The sequence below is a fragment of the Neorhizobium sp. R1-B genome, assembly GCF_004368875.1.
Taxonomy (GTDB): Bacteria; Pseudomonadota; Alphaproteobacteria; order Rhizobiales; family Rhizobiaceae; genus Neorhizobium; species Neorhizobium huautlense.
Window position 1 is genome coordinate 56362 of the sequence record NZ_SOEM01000010.1, and the last position, 19038, is coordinate 75399.

A 19038-nucleotide genomic window follows, 5' to 3' on the forward strand; every position below is an offset into this window, starting at 1 on the left:
CGTGTAATTTCCCGTCGTCCCCGGATCATTTTCCGCGGTAGCGAATTTCACCGACACGCCTACAATCTCCCTGAAATCCTCAATATGGTCCCCCTTCATGGCTGAAATGAAGCTTCAAGAACTCAAGAGCAAATCCCCTACGGATTTGCTGACCTTTGCCGAATCACTTGAGGTCGAGAATGCCAGCACGATGCGCAAGCAGGAGCTGATGTTCGCAATCCTCAAGGTTCTGGCGAGCCAGGACGTCGAAATCATCGGCGAGGGGGTGGTTGAGGTCTTGCAGGACGGGTTCGGCTTCTTGCGGTCGGCAAACGCCAACTACCTGCCGGGTCCCGACGATATCTACATCTCCCCGTCCCAGATCCGCCGTTTCTCCCTGAAAAGCGGCGACACCGTCGAAGGGCCGATCCGCGGCCCGAAGGAAGGCGAGCGCTATTTCGCTCTGCTGAAGGTCAATACGATCAATTTCGACGATCCGGAAAAAATTCGCCACAAGGTCCATTTCGACAATCTGACGCCGCTCTATCCCAACGAGCGCTTCAAGATGGAGCTCGATATCCCGACCTCCAAGGACCTGTCCGCGCGGGTCATCGATCTGGTCGCTCCACTCGGGAAGGGTCAGCGCGGCCTTATCGTCGCTCCTCCGCGGACCGGCAAGACCGTTTTGCTGCAGAACATCGCCCATTCGATCACCGCCAATCATCCGGAATGTTACCTGATCGTTCTTCTGATCGACGAGCGGCCGGAGGAAGTGACGGACATGCAGCGTTCGGTGAAAGGAGAGGTTGTTTCCTCGACTTTCGATGAACCGGCGGTTCGGCACGTTCAGGTCGCCGAAATGGTCATCGAAAAAGCGAAACGTCTTGTCGAACACGGCCGCGACGTCGTGATCCTGCTCGATTCCATTACCCGCCTCGGCCGCGCCTACAACACCGTCGTTCCCTCGTCCGGCAAGGTTCTGACAGGCGGTGTCGACGCCAATGCGCTGCAGCGTCCGAAACGCTTCTTCGGCGCAGCCCGCAACATCGAGGAAGGCGGTTCGTTGACGATCATTGCAACCGCTCTGATCGATACCGGAAGCCGCATGGACGAAGTCATCTTTGAAGAGTTCAAGGGCACCGGCAACTCGGAAATCGTCCTTGACCGAAAGGTGGCCGACAAACGCATCTTCCCGTCGATGGATATCCTCAAGTCCGGTACCCGGAAAGAAGACCTGCTTGTGCCGCGCCAGGACCTGCAGAAGATCTTCGTGCTTCGTCGTATCCTTGCGCCGATGGGAACGACGGACGCCATCGAATTCCTGATCGACAAGTTGAAACAGACGAAGAACAACGCCGATTTCTTCGATTCGATGAACACCTGATCGTTAGCCGGATTCAATTACAGGAAGCGCTCGGCTCGTCTGGGCGCTTTTTGATTTTTCGGATCTGGTTTGTTAAGGCAATGCCATGATCTCATCCGATACGATCTTTGCACTTTGCAGCGGTGTGTTGCCGGCGGGTGTCGCAGTCCTGCGGCTCAGTGGCCCTGGATCCTTCGATGCGGCGCGCGTTCTGGCGGGAGATTTGCCGCAAGCCCGCCGGGCAGTTTTAAGAACAATTCGGAGCCCCGACGGCTTGGTTATCGACCAAGCGCTTGTGCTTCTGTTCCCAGCACCCAATTCGTTTACGGGAGAAGATTGCGTCGAGTTCCAGCTGCATGGCAGTCGCGCCGTTATTGCAGCCGTTTACGAGGAGCTCGAACGGCTCGGTCTGCGGCTGGCCGAGGCAGGAGAATTCTCAAGAAGGGCATTTGAGAACGGCAAGCTGGATCTGGTGGAGGTAGAGGGCCTCGCCGATCTGATCGCCGCCGAAACGGAGATGCAGCGCCGGCTGGCGGTAGAACAAAGTCTGGGCGGCCAATCGGCGCTTTACAATCAATGGGCCGAAAGGTTGACCCGGGCGCGGGCGCTGATCGAAGCCGAACTGGATTTTGCTGACGAGGACGACGTTCCAGGATCGGTTTCCGACGGGGTGTGGTCGGACATGGCAGATCTTCTTCTGGAGCTTAGGGAGCATATCGCCGCCGCCAGGGCGGGGGAGGTTATCCGAGACGGATATAAGGTGGTGATCGCTGGGCCGCCCAATGCCGGCAAGTCCAGTCTGCTGAATGCCTTGGCCAAGCGGGACGTTGCAATTGTAACGGAGATTGCCGGCACCACGCGAGACATCCTGCATGTGGATATCGACCTAGACGGCTATCTCGTGCGATTTTTCGATACGGCCGGTTTGCGGTCTACCGACGATCGCGTCGAGCTGGAAGGAGTTAGGCGGGCTTTGACTGCCATTGAGCAGGCGGACTTGATCCTGCACCTCGAAGAGATCGATTCGGAACCGCAACAGTCTATACCTCTTGGGATGCCCAACGTGCTGCGGATCGGCACCAAGGTCGACAGCCATGGCGCCTCGTCCGCCTATGTCCTCTGTATTTCCAGTCGCACCGGGGAAGGACTTGAGGCGCTACGGGCGCATTTGCTTGCTACCCTGCAACAATTATGGTCCGGGTCTCTGGTCCCGAACCGCCTGAGGCATAGCCGTCATCTTAAAGAGGCTTCCAATTTCCTAGAGGAAGCGTTAAACGGCAGTGAGCTTGATGTCCGAGCTGAAAGCCTGCGCGCCGCAGCCTCCTCTCTTGGCCGAATAACCGGCCATGTGGATGTCGAGCAGCTCTTGGATATCATCTTTTCGCAATTCTGCATCGGCAAGTGATTCACGTGAAACGCCCAGTGGCGGGTTCGTGGAGTGATGGAAATGGACATGACATTTGACGTGGTGGTTATCGGCGGGGGACATGCGGGCTGTGAAGCGGCAAGTGCTTCCGCGCGGATGGGCGCCAGAACGGCGCTGATCACCCACAAGATAGAGACGATCGGCGTCATGTCCTGCAATCCGGCCATCGGCGGGTTGGGAAAGGGGCACCTTGTCCGGGAGGTTGATGCCCTTGATGGTCTGATGGGTCGCGTTGCTGACGAGGCAGGCATACAATTCCGTCTGCTCAATCGGAAAAAAGGACCGGCGGTACGCGGGCCGAGAACTCAGGCTGATCGCAAGCTTTACCGCCTTGCGATGCAGAGAGAAATCCTGAACCATCCCAACCTTGACGTCATTGAGGGTGACGCCTTCGACATCCAGACCGCGGAGGGTCGAGTAACCGCGGTGGAGATGAAGGATGGACGCCGATTCGGATGCGGAACGGTTGTACTGACGACCGGTACCTTCCTCCGGGGTCTGATTCACATCGGAGATCAAAAGATCCCCGCCGGTCGGGCCGGAGAAGAGCCTTCGCTCGGTCTTTCGGCAACTCTTCAGAGATGCGGGTTACGGCTCGGGCGGTTGAAGACGGGCACCCCTGCCCGCCTCGACGGACGAACAATCGATTGGGGCGGTATCGGTCGCCAGGAGGCCGACGAGGAGCCCGTCCCGTTCTCGTTCATGACCGACCGGATTACAACCCAGCAAATCGCCTGCGGTGTTACCCGCACGACAGAAGCCACCCACAAGATAATCTCGGACAACATCCATCGCTCAGCGATGTATTCAGGGCAGATCGAGGGTGTGGGGCCGCGCTACTGTCCGTCGATCGAAGATAAGATTGTCCGCTTCGGAGAGAGAGACGGTCACCAGATTTTTCTGGAACCGGAGGGGCTCGACGATTTCACTGTTTATCCCAATGGCATTTCCACCTCGCTTCCCGCCGACATCCAGGATGCGTTTATTCGTACCATCCCGGGGTTGGAAAAGGTCGCCGTTCTCCAGCCGGGCTATGCGATCGAATACGATCATGTCGATCCCCGCGAACTGACACCCTCGCTTGAGGTCATGAAGATGTCCGGATTATTCCTCGCAGGGCAGATCAACGGGACCACCGGGTACGAAGAGGCGGCCGCACAGGGCCTGGTGGCCGGACTGAATGCGGCTCTCAAGGCGGGCGGCGAAGATCCTTACCACTTCAGCCGCGCCGATTCCTACATCGGGGTCATGATCGACGATCTGACTTCACGCGGCGTAACCGAGCCGTATCGAATGTTCACCTCTCGTGCCGAATATCGGCTTTCTCTGCGTGCGGATAATGCAGATCTCAGACTGACTCCGAAAGGCATTGATCTGGGTTGCATACATGCGTCACGGCAAGAAAAGTTTGAGGCATATAGCGGGGAGCTTGATCAGCTTCGAACTATACTGAAGTCGCTCGATCTGACGCCGAATGAGGCGGCCCGACACGGCCTGAAGATGAATCAGGACGGACAGAGACGGACCGCCTACGAAATTCTGGCCTATCCCGACCAAACTCTTTGTTCTCTTTCCGCCGTATGGCCTGAGCTGGCAGATGTTTCTCCGAAAGCACGGGAGGCTCTGGAAATTGAAGCTTGCTATGCGGTTTACATGGATAGGCAGGTCGCGGACATTGCCGCAACACAGAAAAATGAAGCGCGTTCGATACCTCAAGACTTTGATTTCGCTTCACTTTCTGGTCTTTCTAACGAGGTCAGGCAAAAGTTGGCGGCCTCGAGGCCTGCCAATCTGGCACAGGCAGCAAAGGTCAATGGTATGACCCCAGCGGCGCTTGCTTTGCTTCTGGCCTTGCTCCGCAAGGAAGAGCTGGCGGCCCATCGCGTTAAACGAGTCTCCTGATGTTGTTAAACGGCAGGAGTGTTTCACGTGAAACGCAAGAACGGCTGGAGCATTTTTCTAAGCTCTTTCAGAAATGGGCCAAGACGATCAATCTCGTTGCTCCTTCGACGTTGGATGAGTTGTGGCACCGTCATATCGCCGACAGCGCGCAAATCTTTCATCTCTCTCCCGGCCCCTACACTTGGGTTGATCTTGGATCGGGTGGAGGGTTTCCCGGTATTATCACCGCCATCTTCTTAGCGGAGATAGGTGGTGGCTGGGTTCATCTGGTGGAAAGCAACCAGAAGAAGGCAGCCTTTCTTCGGGTGGCCCTGAGCGAAACAGGAGCCCGCGGCTCGATCCACCCAATTCGGATCGAAGCAGCAACGAAAGCAATCACTGAATGTGATCGGATCTCTGCAAGGGCACTTGCGGACCTCGAACAGCTCCTCTCCTATACCGCACCATGGGCAGGCAATAAAAATACCAGGGCATTTTTCCATAAAGGCCGGGATTACGCGAGTGAGGTGCAGAAAGCCCGTGGTCGATGGTCATTTGATCTGTTAAAACATAACAGTGCCGTCGAGTCAGATTCTGTCATCCTTGAACTCAGCAATATCAGGCACAAAGAACCCTAACTTCAGGTGCGGTATGTTCGAAAAAAACCGGATTATCACCATCGCCAACCAGAAGGGTGGTGTCGGAAAAACGACGACGGCGATCAATCTAGCGACGGCCCTTGCTGCAATCGGCGAGCGTGTCCTGATCGTGGATCTGGATCCGCAGGGGAACGCCAGTACCGGTCTGGGGATCGAACGCCGCGAACGGAAGATATCCTCTTATGATTTACTGATGGGCTATAACTCGGTTGCTGAAACGGCCTTGGAGACCGCGGTGCCCAACCTCTGGATTGTTCCGTCGACCATGGACCTGTTGGGGTTCGAGATGGAGATCTCGCAATCTTCCGACCGTGCCTTCAAGTTGCGGCGAGCGCTAAACACCGACGAAGCCCAGTTCTATTCTTATATTCTTCTGGATTGCCCTCCATCGTTCAATCTATTAACGATGAACGCGATGGCTGCTGCTCATTCAGTTCTTGTACCGCTCCAATGCGAATTCTTCGCCCTTGAGGGGCTGAGTCAACTTTTGGAAACCGTTGATCAGGTTCGCCGCACCATCAATCCGGCTCTTGATATCCAGGGCATCGTGCTAACAATGTTCGACGCTCGTAACAATCTGGCCCAGCAGGTCGTCAGTGACGTCAGGACCTATTTGGGAGATAAGGTCTACCATACCCTTATCCCTCGCAATGTTCGAGTGTCGGAAGCCCCCTCTTATGGAAAACCGGCTATTCTTTACGACCTGAAATGTGCTGGCAGCCAGGCCTATCTGCAGCTGGCATCCGAGGTGATCCAAAGAGAGCGTCGGCGCAAAGCGGCGTGAATGCATCGACTGGAGTGAGTAGAAGCGAATGAATGACGATGTTTCGAAGCGGCGCCTGGGCCGTGGTCTCGCAGCTCTGATCGGTGAGATGGACCAACCGGTTCCGGTCGACGGAGGCACGCGCGGCGTCAATCCAGATCGCATGGTGCCGATTGAATATGTCGCTCGCAATCCGCGTAATCCGCGAAGAAGTTTCGACGAAAGCGAGCTGCAGGATTTGGCGAGTTCGATCCGACAACACGGGATCGTTCAGCCGGTGGTTGTCCGCCCGCAGGGCTCGGATCGTTTTGAAATCATCGCCGGGGAGCGGCGTTGGCGGGCGGCGCAACTTGCGGGTTTGATTGAAATTCCCGTTATCGTTCGCGATGTGGACGATCGTACCGCGTTGGAAATCGCCATTGTCGAGAACGTCCAGCGCTCCGACCTTAATCCGTTGGAAGAAGCGCTGGGCTACGAACAGCTGATCGCAGAGCATGGCTATACCCAAAACGATCTTGGCGAGATTATCGGCAAGAGCCGAAGCCATGTGGCAAACAGTCTGCGCCTGTTGAAATTGCCGGAACCTGTTCGGGATATGCTTGCCTCCGGGAGCCTCTCCGCCGGGCATGCGCGAGCGTTGATTACCACTTCGGATCCTGCGGCACTTGCTCGTACGATCGTGTCAAAAGGTATGTCGGTTCGCGATGCAGAACGACTTGCGCAGAACGACATCAAGGCCCAGAGCGAGGGAGCATCCGTTTCGAAGACGGAACAAAAGGATTCCGATACGCTGGCGCTCGAGCGCACGCTGACGGACTCTCTCGGGCTGGAGGTCAAGATCAACCACAAGAGCGGCGGCGGCCATGTGCGGATCAATTATCGGAGCCTCGATCAGCTCGAGGAGATCTGCCGCTTGCTGGAACGAAGACAATGAACAAAATCAACGGCTTGACTGAATAGTGATCGCCATCAGGGTTTGGAAAGCAATACTCGGCTCAAGGTTTTGTTTCTGACGCGACATCAATATAGCAGATTGCAGACGTTCGGTTTCGCGAGACAACGCCGGCGCGCTCCATGTCCGGAGCGCTTTTTCCATCATCGGCTTGCGCTTGAAGTGAATGTGTCGGCCGAGCGTCATCATCACCTGTGCGACGGGAAGTTTTTTCTCTTCCATTTCAGCTTTCATCAGATCCAGCAGCTGGAACTGCTTGAGGCAGGATTGCAGGACGAGGAAAATCGGAGTCTTGGAAGAGAGGACTTTCTGTATGGCGCGATGGAGGCTGGGCAGATCGCCACTCAGGATCGCATCCACTGCTTCGTCGGCTGAAACGCCGCTTGCATCGCCGATGATGTCGTGGATGTGTTCCTCCTCCACCATACCCTTGCCGCGGCAATAAAGGGCAAGTTTTCGAACCTCATTGCGAGAGGCAACCCGGTCTCCTCCCAGAAGGTCCAGGAGCTTCTGCCGCGCCGCGGTGCTGATTTTGAGGTTTTCGCCTCCGAGTTCGCTGTCGATGAGGCTGTTCAAGGCTCTTATGTCATCCGCATAACAGGGAATTACGGCAACGGATTTCGCGGGCTCGGCAGTCTTTCGCAGACCGCTCCCTTTTTTCAGATCCCCTGCCTCGATAATCAATATATTGGCAGGAGGCGAACCTGCGGCGAGAATCTGAACCGCATCGAGAAGCGGCTTTTCATTCGCGGCACCGCGGAGCCAGACAAGTTTCGATCCGCCGAAGAGGCCGAGCGAGTTCACTTCATCCAGAAGCCTGCCTGGATCTCCCTGAAGATCTGAAACATCCAGCTTCAGCGTGGCGAATGGGTCATCTTTCGGAACTCCCGTCCGGGCAGCGATTATCGCGGCGCGTTCCGAGACCAGACCGCGATCAGGCCCGTAAATGACGAATATCTTGTAGAGTTCGACACCCTTTTCTGCAAAACGGTCGAACTCGTGGGACTTTATTTCTGCCATACCGTCTGCGGCTGAGGTTCGCGGGCTATTACGATCGCGATCTCGGCGCGAATGAACTCGGCAAGCTCGCGTGCCGCGCGGTTTTCAGCATCGCGAATGGCCCGAAGCTTGGCAAAGCCCTGCCCCGAAACATCGATTAGAGACACCACCTCGCGCTTGCTGGACCTCAGCACCTGCCCGTCGCTCAAGCGTGTGATCGTGTAGGTCGCCCCGACCTGCACACGGCCGGGCACAGGTACGCCCGTCGTGGAGACGTTGTCGTCGTCCTCGTCGTCGATAATGCTCGACGCCGTGCTGGTGGCCGACAGCTTCACGTCATAGGCCGGGCGCACAGACTCACCGGCACCGCCAGATGTCAGGAAGATCAAGTGGTTGCGGATGACTTGGTCAATGCGGCTCTGGGGGTGGGAGAAACCGACCGCAGCAAGCCGTTCGCCCGTGCCCGCCGACTCCGAGTAGAGGGGACGGACCTGGCAGCCTGCCACGACGGCAAGCAGGACAAGGCTGGAGATAAGGCCGATGCGACGGAAGGAGCGGTCAGACGACAATGTTCACGATCCTCTGTGGGACGACGATGATTTTCTTTGGCGCCCGGCCATCAAGAGCCGCCCTCACCGCTTCCAGCGCCAAAACCGCAGCTTCGACGGCACTTTGATCCGCGTCGCGGGCGATTGTCAATTCGGCTCGTTTCTTGCCATTGATCTGGATGGGCAAAGTGATGTCATTTTCGACGACTAGGGCTTCATCGTACTGCGGCCAGGCGGTCTTGGTCAGCAATCCGCCGTTGCCAAGCGCAGCCCAGCATTCTTCTGCGAGATGCGGTGTCATTGGAGCCACGATCTGCACCAGTATCTCCGCGGCGTCGCGCACCGCAGCTCGAAATGCCAAATCGCCTTCGCCCGCCGCGACCCTGCCGAGCGGTGCAGCCAAGGCGTTGACAAGCTCGTAAATGCGCGCAACCGCCTTGTTGAAGGAAAGCTTGTCGTAGTCTCCCTGGACGGCCTTCAATGTTTTATGGGCCAGCTGCGAGATCGCAAGCGCCTCGCCCCCCTTAGCCGGCTTCGGCTCGATGGTGGAGAGGTTTCCGGATGCTTCGGAGATCAACCGCCAGAGCCGCTGTGTAAAGCGGTGAGCACCCTCTACGCCGGCCTCCGACCAAATGACGTCGCGCTCAGGCGGCGAGTCCGAGAGCACAAAGAAGCGAGCCGTGTCCGCGCCGTAGGACTCGATAATATCGTCCGGATCCACGACGTTTTTCTTGGACTTCGACATCTTCTCTATCGAACCGATGGTGATTTCCTCGCCGGTCGCCAGAAGGGTAGCGCGTCTTTTGCCGTCGACTTCCTCAATGCGGATATCGGCAGGCGCTACCCATTCGCCATTCTGCCCGGAACCCCGACGGTAAGTCTCATGAACAACCATGCCCTGGGTGAACAGGCCTTTGAAGGGTTCCTTCAGGTCGACATGGCCCGTCTCCCGCATGGCGCGGGTGAAGAAGCGCGAATAGAGCAGATGCAGGATCGCATGTTCAATACCGCCGATATATTGATCGACGGGCAGCCAGCGGTTGGCGGCGGCTGGATCTGTCGGCTCGTTTTCCCAAGGCGCGGTGAAACGGGCGAAATACCAGCTCGAATCGACGAACGTATCCATCGTATCCGTCTCGCGACGCGCATTCTTGCCGCAGTTCGGGCAGGCAACATGTCGCCAGGTCGGATGACGGTCCAGCGGATTGCCCGGCTGGTCGAAGGTCACATCGTCCGGCAATCTCACCGGCAGATCCGCTTTCGGCACCGGCACGACGCCGCAGTCATCGCAATGAATGACAGGGATAGGGCAGCCCCAGTACCGCTGCCGGGAAATGCCCCAGTCACGCAGGCGGAAATTTACCTTGCGTTCGCCCTGCGGCATATTGCCGAGCAGCGTGTCGGACAACTTATCGGCAACGATCTCGAAAGCTTCCTCTGTCGTTTTACCGTCCAGGAAGCGGGAATTGATCATTACGCCGTCATCGACGTAGGCCGTATTGCCGATCTCGAAGGTCGCGGCATCGCCGCCCTTGGGCATAACGACCGGAACCACGGGCAGATCGTATTTGCGGGCAAAATCCAGGTCGCGCTGGTCGCCGGAAGGGCATCCGAAGATAGCACCCGTGCCGTAGTCCATCAGCACGAAGTTGGCGACATAGACCGGCAGTTCCCAAGAGGGATCGAGCGGATGCCTGACCCGGATACCGGTATCCATGCCCTTCTTTTCGGCCGTCTCCAGCGCAGCCAACGAGGTCCCGTGACGTCGGCACTCTTCTGCAAAAGCTTCGATAGCCGGATCCTGTGCGGCAACGGCCTTTGCGATCGGATGGTCGGCTGCGATCGCCAGGAAAGAAGCACCGAACAAGGTGTCCGGGCGGGTGGTATAGACCACCACTTCGTTCTCACCGGCAGGGGCGGTGCCAGGGACGATCTCCCAACGCAAGGCCAAACCTTCGGACCGGCCGATCCAGTTCTTCTGCATCAGCCGGACTTTTTCCGGCCATTGATCCAGGTCATCCAGCGAATCGAGCAGGTCCTGGCTGAATTCGGTGATCTTGAAGAACCACTGCACCAGCTCTCGCTGTTCGACCAGGGCGCCGGAGCGCCAGCCGCGGCCATCGATAACCTGTTCGTTGGCCAGCACGGTCTGATCGACCGGATCCCAGTTAACCTTCGATTGCTTGCGATAGACCAAGCCCTTTTCCATCATGTCCAGGAAGAGGTGCTGCTGGCGATGGTAATAATCGACATCGCAGGTGGCGAATTCGCGCGACCAGTCCAGCGAAAGGCCCATGGCCTTCAGTTGCTTCTTCATCGCTTCAATGTTCTGGTAGGTCCAGGCCTTCGGATGAACCTTGTTGTCCCGAGCGGCGTTTTCGGCTGGCATTCCAAAGGCGTCCCAACCCATCGGATGCAAGACGTTGAACCCGCGAGCGCGCTTGTAACGCGCAACCACATCTCCCATCGCGTAGTTCCGCACATGGCCCATGTGAATGCGGCCCGACGGGTAAGGGAACATCTCCAGGACGTAATATTTCTCGCGCGGATCGCTGTTGTCGGTCTCGAAGACCTTGGCTTCGTTCCACTTCTGCTGCCAGCGAGGCTCGGCATCGCGCGGATTATAACGTTCAGTCGCCATTTCGATGATATTCCGGGAAATCAGGATAAAGAGTCGGGCGAGACCTTCACCATGAAACCCCGCAAGCGTCAAGTTTTACGGGGTCGGGAAGGGGCAAAGTTTCAGGCGGAAAGGCCTTGGCAGAGGCTTATATGAGGGCTACTCGCTGACATCGCAAGAAATGGAAAGGTGATCATGAGCGTCGAGCAGAGACTTCACGAAGTTCAGGAACGGATAGGCAAGGCGGAGCGTCAGGCGAAGCGTCCGGGCGGATCGGTGGCGCTCGTCGCGGTATCGAAGACTTTCGACGCAGATCACATCCGGCCGGTGATTGCTGCCGGCCAGCGCGTGTTCGGCGAAAACCGGGTGCAGGAAAGCCAGGGCAAATGGCCCGAGCTGAAGGGGGAGACGCTTGGCATCGAACTGCATCTGATCGGGCCGCTGCAATCCAACAAAGCGGAAGACGCGGTCGCCCTGTTCGACGTCATCGAAACCGTCGACCGGGAAAAGATCGCCCGGGCGCTGGCCGGCGAGATGAAACGGCAGGGAAGATCGCCGAAGCTCTACGTGCAGGTCAATACCGGGCTGGAGCCGCAAAAGGCGGGAATCGAGCCGAAGAAGACCGCCGAATTCGTGGATTTCTGCCGCGACGAACTTGGTCTTTCAGTCGAAGGCTTGATGTGCATTCCGCCGGCGGAGGAAAATCCCGGTCCGCATTTTGCGCTGCTTGCCAGGCTCGCCCAAGATTGCGCAGTGGAGAAGCTGTCCATGGGCATGTCGGGGGACTTCGAGACAGCGATCGAGTTCGGCGCGACCAGCGTAAGGGTAGGCTCGGCGATCTTCGGTGCCCGATAATAGACTTTTGTCAAGTCTCTCACGCTTTCGTCGGGGTTTCCCGTAATCCGTCGCCATCCTAGAGTGGCGGCCATCGGGCTGTGCTCATGTGACGGGAGGTGCAGATGCAAAGCCGCTATTTCGACGCCTATAAGGGCTGGCAGCAAAATCCGGAAGAATTCTGGAGGGCCGCCGCAAAGGAGATTCACTGGTTCAAGCAACCGGCCAGGATCTTCGACAGGGACCAAGGCGTTTATGGCCGCTGGTTTCCCGACGGGGAGACCAATACGTGCTACAATTGCCTCGACCGGCATGTCGAGGCCGGACGGGGCGGACAACGGGCCTTCATTTATGACAGCGTGATGACCGGCACGCAGAAAAGCTTCACCTACGACGACGTGCTTGTCGAGGTACAGGCGATCGCCGCAGTCCTCAGAAAACATGGCGTAGCCAAAGGTGACCGCGTTATCATCTATATGCCGATGGTGCCGGAAGCGGTGTTCTCCATGCTTGCCTGCGCCCGCCTCGGCGCGGTCCATTCCGTCGTTTTCGGCGGCTTCGCTGCACAGGAACTGGCCGCGAGGCTCGAAGACTCCAAGGCAAAGGTGATCATCAGCGCAAGCTGCGGTCTGGAGCCCGGGCGCGTGGTGGCCTATAAGCCGCTTCTCGATCAAGCGATCGACATGGCCAAGACCAAGCCGGATTATTGCCTGATCCTTCAGCGCGATCAGCTACACGCGCCGCTCCGCTACGAGCATGGAGATCGCGATTTCGCCGATGCGGTCGAAATGGAAAAGGTCAGCGGTACCGAGGTGCCGTGCGTCGCGGTAAAGGCCACCGATCCGCTCTACATCCTTTACACGTCCGGCACGACGGGACAGCCGAAAGGCGTTGTCCGCGACAACGGCGGACACATGGTGGCGCTCCGCTGGAGCATGGAGAATATCTACGGCCTGAAACCGGAAGACGTCTTCTGGACAGCCTCCGACATAGGCTGGGTGGTCGGCCATTCCTACATCGTCTACGGGCCACTTCTGGCCGGCAATACCAGCGTGATCTTTGAGGGAAAGCCGGTCGGCACACCTGACGCAGGTACCTTCTGGCGGGTGATCAACGACCACCGCGTCAAGGTTCTGTTCACAGCGCCGACCGCTTTCAGAGCCATCCGCCGAGAAGACCCGGAGGGTGATTTTATCGCCAGATTCGATACGTCCAGTCTGACGGCATTGTTTCTGGCGGGAGAGCGCGCCGATACGGAAACCCTGAAGTGGGCAGAGCAGAAGCTTCGGATCCCGGTCATAGACCACTGGTGGCAGACGGAAACTGGCTGGCCGATGGCGGCGAATACGATGGGGCTCGGCCTGATGCCGACCAAGCACGGTTCGCCTACGCGGCCGATGCCGGGTTATGCGATCGATGTGCTTGACGATGCCGGTCACCCGGTACCGTCGGGGACGCTCGGCAATATCGTCGTGAAATTGCCCCTGCCCCCCGGTTGTCTCGTCAGCTTCTGGCAGGCCGACGAACGGTTCCGTGACGCCTGCCTTGCCGAATTTCCCGGCTATTACAAGACCGCCGATGCAGGGCTTGTGGACGATGAGGGCTATGTGTTCGTCATAGCCCGCACCGACGACGTCATCAACTGCGCGGGGCACCGGCTTTCCACGGGAGCGATGGAGGAGGTGTGCGCCATGCATCCAGACGTCGCCGAATGCGCGGTCATCGGCGTGTCGGATGCGCTGAAAGGCCAAGTTCCCTGCGGTTTCGTTGTCCTGAAGCACAATGTCGCGCGTGATCATGCCCTGATCAAGAAGGAAGTCGTGGGGCTCATCCGAAACGAAATCGGCCCGGTTGCGGCTTTCAAGACGGTGATGGTCGTCGATCGCCTGCCGAAAACCCGTTCAGGCAAGATCCTGCGCGGCACCATGCAGAAGATTGCCGATGGAATGCCATGGAAAATGCCTGCCACGATCGACGATCCCGCCATTCTCGATGAAATCACATCCATCCTGAAGGCGAATGGATATGCGCGCAGCGCAGCAGCGTGAATCTTAGGAAAACCTGCCGAGCCCTTGAAACCTCCGGCGTCGGCCGGAGGTTTTCTATTACCCAACCGCTTAATAAACTGGCCCAACGGAGCTTGGCGTTAACTACTTGTTAACCATACCGGCAGTACACACGGTCAACGATTTATTTACGTAGATGACCAAAGTGCTAACAGACGCTCGATCGATCCGCATCAAGGGCCGCTCTTTTCTGGCGGTCGTCCTTTCTCCCGATCTTCCGTTCGACGACTGGCTCGCAAGGTTGGACGATCTGGCGGCGCGTTCGGCCGGTTTTTTCCTAGGACGTCCCGTCGTTCTGGATGTTACGGATCTGCCGATCGACCGGGCTCAATTGAAGGAGCTGCTCGCCGAGTTCAGCCAGCGCAATGTCAGCATCATGGGCATCGAAGGCGCGCGTCCCTCGATCCTTGGCCAGGGCATGCCGCCCGCTCTGAAGGGCGGGAGGCCTGTTTCCGACGAAGCCGTGGCCAAAGAACCGGTCATCGAGCTGCAGAACAACCCGGCCGACAGCAAATCCGCAGTCGTCGAAAGCCGGCAGCCATTGCAGTCCATCATCATCCGGGAACCGGTGCGCTCAGGCCAATCGGTGATCTTTCCGGAGGGCGATGTGACCGTCATCGGTTCGGTAGCTTCGGGCGCCGAGGTCATCGCCGGCGGGTCCGTCCACATCTACGGGACGCTGCGCGGCCGGGCGATGGCGGGTTCGGTCGGCAACGCCTCGGCGCGCATCTTCTGCCGCAAGATGGAGGCGGAACTGCTGGCGATCGACGGCATCTACAAGATGGCTGAAGACATGGCTCCGAGCTTGCGTGGAAAACCCGTCCAGCTCTGGCTCGAGGGCGATACAATCATGGCAGAGACACTTATCTGAGCCGGAGACGGCTGGGAAACAGGAGAGAAACATGGGGAAAGTCATAGTAGTCACGTCAGGCAAGGGCGGGGTCGGCAAGACGACCTCCTCCGCCGCGTTGGGAGCGGCTTTGGCGCACAAGGGCGACAGGGTCGTGATCGTCGACTTCGACGTTGGTTTGCGCAATCTCGATCTGGTCATGGGCGCAGAGCGCAGGGTCGTTTACGATCTGGTCAACGTCATCCAGGGCGAAGCAAAACTCAGCCAAGCGCTGATTCGCGACAAGCGGCTGGAAACACTCTTCCTGCTGCCTGCTTCGCAAACACGCGACAAGGACGCTCTTACTCCTGAAGGGGTCGAGACGGTCATCACGGAGCTGAAGCGAGTTTTTGACTGGGTGATATGCGACAGCCCGGCCGGTATCGAGCGCGGTGCGACGCTTGCCATGCGCCACGCCGATATCGCGGTGGTCGTGACCAACCCGGAAGTCTCCTCGGTGCGCGATTCGGACCGGATCATCGGGCTTCTCGACGCCAAGACCGCCAAGGCCGAACGGGGCGAACGCATCGAAAAGCACTTGCTGCTGACCCGCTACGATTCGAACCGAGCCGAGCGGGGCGACATGCTGAAGGTCGACGATGTTCTGGAGATCCTCTCGATTCCGCTCATCGGCATCATTCCGGAAAGCATGGATGTGCTGCGCGCTTCCAACATCGGTGCACCGGTCACTTTGGCGGACGCCCGCAGCGCTCCGGCAATGGCCTATTTCGACGCCGCCCGCCGGCTTGCCGGCGAGGTGCTGCCGATCACGATTCCCGGTGAAAAGCGGGGTATCTTCGGCAAAATCTTCGGAAGGAAGGCCGCATGAGCATTTTCAGCCTTTTCCGCAAACAAAGGTCTGCGCCAATGGCGCGCGAGCGCCTGCAGGTGCTCCTGGCGCATGAGCGCGCTTCCAGCAGTTCCGATCTCGTTTCCGTGCTCCGTGAGGAAATCCTGGCCGTCATAGCCAAGCACGTACAGCTCGACAGTGACAAGGTGCACGTAAAGATGGACCGTGACGAGAACGTTTCGATCCTTGAGATCGACGTGGAAATTCCGCTCGACGCGGCATTGCAGGCGGCCTGAAACAGCGGCCGACCGCGTCCTTTGGACCAAAAAAAACCCGCCGGATCGGCGGGTTTTTGCGTTCAATGGAATGGCAGGCGGATCTGCTTAGAAGCGATCGTCCTCGTCTTCCTCGTCGCGGCGATTGGACTTCAGCGAGCTCAATTTCGCGAAGACGGCATCCGCATCGATTTCCTTTTCTTCCTCGCGTTCCGGGCGATAGCTGAAGCCCAGGTTTTCGGTCTCGGAAGCCGGCTGCAGTGAGGCGCCGAGCTCGGCAGCCGTCGGCAGCGGACGGCCCTTGGAGGCGCGTTCGACTTCCAGGTCGAGATCGATCTGGCTGCAAAGGCCAAGCGTGACCGGATCCATGGGCGTCAGGTTGGCGGAATTCCAGTGAGTGCGTTCGCGAATCTGCTCGATCGTCGATTTCGTGGTGCCGACAAGGCGGGAAATCTGGGCGTCCTTGAGTTCCGGATGATTGCGGACCAGCCAGAGGATGGCATTTGGGCGGTCCTGGCGCTTCGAAACCGGCGTATAACGCGGGCCGCGGCGCTTCGATTCCGGCACGCGTACCTTGGGCTCGAGGAGCTTGAGCTTGTAGTTGACGTCTGCCTCACCCCGGCCGATCTCGTCGCGGGAAAGCTGGCCGGTGGCGATCGGATCGAGGCCCTTGATGCCCTGCGCCGCTTCGCCGTCGGCAATCGCCTTCACTTCCAAAGGATGAAGCTTGCAGAAATTGGCAATCTGGTCGAACGAAAGGGCGGTGTTGTCGACGAGCCAGACAGCGGTCGCCTTCGGCATAAGCAATTGTTGGGCCATGGGTATAGTTCCTCTGTCGTCCGCGCCGGTGTCGCGGGCCGTGGGTATCAACCACAATTTCCGGGAATTTACCGCCCTATAGCTGAAATGCGACGGAATTGCAAATCTTCAAATGACATGGCCGTTTGTCTAATTGCCGGGCCGGCTTCACCTGTTATGAATGCAAAACAGATTGCCTAGTCGACCATTGGCTGCGGCGTCGTTCGATGGGGAGGTATTCATGTCCGAAAAAGTTTATCCGGTGCTCAAGGCCACCAAAGCGAGAGCTTTGATCGATAAGGAAAAGTACGAGAAGTGGTATGAGGAAAGCATCGAGAACCCGGACAAGTTCTGGGGCAAACACGGAAGGCGCATCGACTGGTTCAAGCCTTACACAAAGGTCAAGAACACCTCCTTCAAAGGCAAGGTCTCGATCAAGTGGTTCGAAGACGGCCTGACCAACGTCTCCTACAACTGCATCGACCGGCATCTGAAGACGCATGGGGAGCGCACTGCGCTCATCTGGGAGGGCGACAACCCTTATATCGACAAGAAGATCACCTATAATCAGCTTTACGATCAGGTCTGCCGGCTGGCCAACGTCCTGAAAAAGCACGACGTCAAGAAGGGCGACCGCGTTACCATCTATATGCCGATGATCCCGGAAGCGGCCTATGCGATGCTCGCCTGCGCCCGCATCGGGGCGGTCCATTCGGTGGTCTTTGGCGGCTTTTCGCCTGAAGCGCTGGCCGGCCGCATCGTCGATTGCGAGTCTACTTTCGTGATCACCTGCGACGAGGGCGTGCGCGGCGGCAAGCCGGTGCCGCTCAAGGAAAATACCGATACCGCCATCCATATCGCTGCCCGGCAATATGTGACGGTCGACAAGGTGCTCGTCGTACGCCGCACCGGCGGCAAGACGAACTGGGCGCCCGGCCGCGACCTCTGGTATCACCAGGAAATCGCCAGTGTGAAGCCGCATTGCGAGCCGGTAAAGATGAAGGCGGAAGACCCGCTCTTCATCCTCTACACGTCGGGCTCCACCGGCAAACCCAAGGGCGTGCTGCACACCACCGGCGGCTATCTCGTCTATGCGGCGATGACCCATGAATATGTCTTCGACTATCACGACGGCGACATCTACTGGTGTACTGCCGATGTGGGCTGGGTGACGGGGCATTCCTATATCGTCTACGGACCGCTCGCCAATTGCGCCACATCGCTGATGTTCGAAGGCGTGCCGAATTTTCCGGATCAGGGCCGCTTCTGGGAAATCATCGACAAGCACAAGGTCAACATCTTCTATACCGCGCCAACGGCGATCCGCTCGCTGATGGGAGCCGGAGATGAGTTCGTGAAGCGGTCATCGCGGGACAGCCTGCGCCTGCTCGGCACGGTCGGCGAGCCGATCAACCCGGAGGCCTGGGAATGGTATTACAATGTCGTCGGCGACAAGCGCTGCCCGGTGATCGATACCTGGTGGCAGACGGAGACCGGCGGGCATATGATCACGCCACTGCCGGGCGCGACGGATCTGAAGCCGGGTTCGGCCACCAGGCCGTTCTTCGGCGTGAAACCCGAACTGGTCGACAGCGAGGGCAAGGTGCTGGAAGGGGCGGCTGACGGCAACCTGTGCATCAGCGACAGCTGGCCGGGCATGATGCGCACGGTCTATGGCGACCACGAGCGCTTCATCCAGACCTATTTCTCCACTTACAAGGGCAAGTACTTCACCGGTGACGGCTGCCGCCGCGACGAAGACGGCTATTACTGGATCACCGGTCGCGTCGATGATGTCTTGAACGTGTCCGGTCACCGGCTTGGCACTGCCGAGGTCGAATCAGCCCTCGTTTCACATCATCTGGTGTCTGAAGCTGCTGTTGTCGGCTACCCGCACAATATCAAGGGGCAGGGTATTTATTGCTATGTCACCCTGATGGCGGGCAATGAAGGCAACGATGCGCTCCGGCAGGAACTGGTCAAGCACGTCCGTCAGGAGATCGGCCCGATCGCGGCGCCGGACAAGATCCAGTTCGCGCCAGGTCTACCGAAGACGCGCTCCGGCAAGATCATGCGCCGCATCCTGCGCAAGATTGCCGAGGATGATTTCGGGGCGCTCGGGGATACTTCGACACTTGCCGATCCCGGCGTTGTCGATGACCTTATCACGAACCGCCAGAACAAGGCAGGCTGACA

At 58.3% G+C, this 19038-nt stretch carries 16 protein-coding genes; 12 read left to right on the forward strand and 4 right to left on the reverse strand.

What is annotated here, in order from left to right; genetic code table 11:
• The first annotated feature begins 97 nt into the window (after positions 1 to 97).
• From rho to EDE05_RS15385, 6 genes are all read left to right on the forward strand, one after another.
• A complete protein-coding gene (gene rho / locus EDE05_RS15360) occupies positions 98 to 1363 on the forward strand; it encodes a transcription termination factor Rho (protein WP_105372201.1) in 1266 nt (421 codons plus the stop codon).
• 85 nt (positions 1364 to 1448) lie between these two features.
• The gene (gene mnmE / locus EDE05_RS15365) at positions 1449 to 2747 is read left to right on the forward strand and encodes a tRNA uridine-5-carboxymethylaminomethyl(34) synthesis GTPase MnmE (protein WP_132411068.1); all 1299 of its coding nucleotides are present in this window, start codon (positions 1449 to 1451) and stop codon (positions 2745 to 2747) included.
• 48 nt (positions 2748 to 2795) lie between these two features.
• The gene (gene mnmG, locus EDE05_RS15370; protein ID WP_132411210.1) at positions 2796 to 4670 is read left to right on the forward strand and encodes a tRNA uridine-5-carboxymethylaminomethyl(34) synthesis enzyme MnmG; all 1875 of its coding nucleotides are present in this window, start codon (positions 2796 to 2798) and stop codon (positions 4668 to 4670) included.
• Entirely contained in the window at positions 4670 to 5287 is a 618-nt protein-coding gene (gene rsmG / locus EDE05_RS15375) for a 16S rRNA (guanine(527)-N(7))-methyltransferase RsmG (RefSeq protein WP_105372199.1), read from the forward strand. The genes mnmG and rsmG overlap by 1 nt, the downstream gene beginning before the upstream one ends.
• Positions 5288 to 5300: 13 nt before the next feature.
• Positions 5301 to 6092: a ParA family protein gene (locus EDE05_RS15380; protein ID WP_105372198.1), complete on the forward strand. Its 792-nt coding sequence runs from the start codon at positions 5301 to 5303 to the stop codon at positions 6090 to 6092.
• A gap of 28 nt (positions 6093 to 6120) precedes the next feature.
• Entirely contained in the window at positions 6121 to 7005 is an 885-nt protein-coding gene (locus tag EDE05_RS15385; RefSeq protein ID WP_105372197.1) for a ParB/RepB/Spo0J family partition protein, read from the forward strand.
• A 6-nt stretch (positions 7006 to 7011) separates the two neighbouring features.
• Here EDE05_RS15385 and holA read toward each other — a convergent pair whose 3' ends face one another.
• From holA to leuS, 3 genes are read right to left on the reverse strand one after another with little or no spacing between them, the layout of a single operon-like run.
• Positions 7012 to 8043: a DNA polymerase III subunit delta gene (gene holA / locus EDE05_RS15390; RefSeq protein ID WP_132411070.1), complete on the reverse strand. Its 1032-nt coding sequence runs from the start codon at positions 8041 to 8043 to the stop codon at positions 7012 to 7014.
• Positions 8031 to 8591: a hypothetical protein gene (locus EDE05_RS15395; protein ID WP_105372195.1), complete on the reverse strand. Its 561-nt coding sequence runs from the start codon at positions 8589 to 8591 to the stop codon at positions 8031 to 8033. Before EDE05_RS15395 ends, holA begins: the two co-directional genes overlap by 13 nt.
• Positions 8581 to 11211: a leucine--tRNA ligase gene (leuS, locus tag EDE05_RS15400; protein ID WP_132411072.1), complete on the reverse strand. Its 2631-nt coding sequence runs from the start codon at positions 11209 to 11211 to the stop codon at positions 8581 to 8583. Before leuS ends, EDE05_RS15395 begins: the two co-directional genes overlap by 11 nt.
• Before the next feature lie 174 nt (positions 11212 to 11385).
• Here leuS and EDE05_RS15405 point away from each other — a divergent pair, with 174 nt between their 5' ends.
• The 5 genes from EDE05_RS15405 (at position 11386) to minE (ending at position 16065) form a co-directional block, all read left to right on the forward strand.
• Positions 11386 to 12045 carry a YggS family pyridoxal phosphate-dependent enzyme gene (locus EDE05_RS15405; RefSeq protein WP_105372194.1) on the forward strand — a complete coding sequence of 220 codons (660 nt, stop codon included), beginning with the start codon at positions 11386 to 11388 and terminating at the stop codon, positions 12043 to 12045.
• Positions 12046 to 12149: 104 nt separating this feature from the next.
• Complete coding sequence (locus EDE05_RS15410; protein ID WP_134101918.1) at positions 12150 to 14072, forward strand: propionyl-CoA synthetase; 1923 nt, start codon at positions 12150 to 12152, stop codon at positions 14070 to 14072.
• A gap of 154 nt (positions 14073 to 14226) precedes the next feature.
• On the forward strand, positions 14227 to 14961 hold the full coding sequence (gene minC, locus EDE05_RS15415; protein ID WP_105372192.1) for a septum site-determining protein MinC: 735 nt from the start codon (positions 14227 to 14229) through the stop codon (positions 14959 to 14961).
• A gap of 31 nt (positions 14962 to 14992) precedes the next feature.
• On the forward strand, positions 14993 to 15808 hold the full coding sequence (gene minD / locus EDE05_RS15420; RefSeq protein ID WP_105372191.1) for a septum site-determining protein MinD: 816 nt from the start codon (positions 14993 to 14995) through the stop codon (positions 15806 to 15808).
• Positions 15805 to 16065 (forward strand): cell division topological specificity factor MinE, encoded by a 261-nt coding sequence (gene minE, locus EDE05_RS15425; RefSeq protein ID WP_105372190.1) that lies wholly within the window; start codon positions 15805 to 15807, stop codon positions 16063 to 16065. Before minD ends, minE begins: the two co-directional genes overlap by 4 nt.
• An 87-nt stretch (positions 16066 to 16152) precedes the next feature.
• Here minE and EDE05_RS15430 read toward each other — a convergent pair whose 3' ends face one another.
• The gene (locus tag EDE05_RS15430; RefSeq protein WP_105372189.1) at positions 16153 to 16863 is read right to left on the reverse strand and encodes a DUF1013 domain-containing protein; all 711 of its coding nucleotides are present in this window, start codon (positions 16861 to 16863) and stop codon (positions 16153 to 16155) included.
• A 220-nt stretch (positions 16864 to 17083) separates the two neighbouring features.
• Between EDE05_RS15430 and acs the strand changes: the two genes are divergently transcribed.
• Complete coding sequence (acs, locus tag EDE05_RS15435) at positions 17084 to 19036, forward strand: acetate--CoA ligase (protein WP_134101922.1); 1953 nt, start codon at positions 17084 to 17086, stop codon at positions 19034 to 19036.
• The last annotated feature ends 2 nt before the right edge of the window (positions 19037 to 19038 follow it).

Coding starts and splice junctions, on each gene's coding strand:
- rho (WP_105372201.1), top strand. CDS start 98: ATGGCTGAAATGAAGCTTCAAGAACTCAAGAGCAAATCCCCTACGGAT.
- mnmE (WP_132411068.1), top strand. CDS start 1,449: ATGATCTCATCCGATACGATCTTTGCACTTTGCAGCGGTGTGTTGCCG.
- mnmG (WP_132411210.1), top strand. CDS start 2,796: ATGACATTTGACGTGGTGGTTATCGGCGGGGGACATGCGGGCTGTGAA.
- rsmG (WP_105372199.1), top strand. CDS start 4,670: ATGTTGTTAAACGGCAGGAGTGTTTCACGTGAAACGCAAGAACGGCTG.
- EDE05_RS15380 (WP_105372198.1), top strand. CDS start 5,301: ATGTTCGAAAAAAACCGGATTATCACCATCGCCAACCAGAAGGGTGGT.
- EDE05_RS15385 (WP_105372197.1), top strand. CDS start 6,121: ATGAATGACGATGTTTCGAAGCGGCGCCTGGGCCGTGGTCTCGCAGCT.
- holA (WP_132411070.1), bottom strand. CDS start 8,043: ATGGCAGAAATAAAGTCCCACGAGTTCGACCGTTTTGCAGAAAAGGGT.
- leuS (WP_132411072.1), bottom strand. CDS start 11,211: ATGGCGACTGAACGTTATAATCCGCGCGATGCCGAGCCTCGCTGGCAG.
- EDE05_RS15405 (WP_105372194.1), top strand. CDS start 11,386: ATGAGCGTCGAGCAGAGACTTCACGAAGTTCAGGAACGGATAGGCAAG.
- EDE05_RS15410 (WP_134101918.1), top strand. CDS start 12,150: ATGCAAAGCCGCTATTTCGACGCCTATAAGGGCTGGCAGCAAAATCCG.
- minC (WP_105372192.1), top strand. CDS start 14,227: ATGACCAAAGTGCTAACAGACGCTCGATCGATCCGCATCAAGGGCCGC.
- minD (WP_105372191.1), top strand. CDS start 14,993: ATGGGGAAAGTCATAGTAGTCACGTCAGGCAAGGGCGGGGTCGGCAAG.
- minE (WP_105372190.1), top strand. CDS start 15,805: ATGAGCATTTTCAGCCTTTTCCGCAAACAAAGGTCTGCGCCAATGGCG.
- EDE05_RS15430 (WP_105372189.1), bottom strand. CDS start 16,863: ATGGCCCAACAATTGCTTATGCCGAAGGCGACCGCTGTCTGGCTCGTC.
- acs (WP_134101922.1), top strand. CDS start 17,084: ATGTCCGAAAAAGTTTATCCGGTGCTCAAGGCCACCAAAGCGAGAGCT.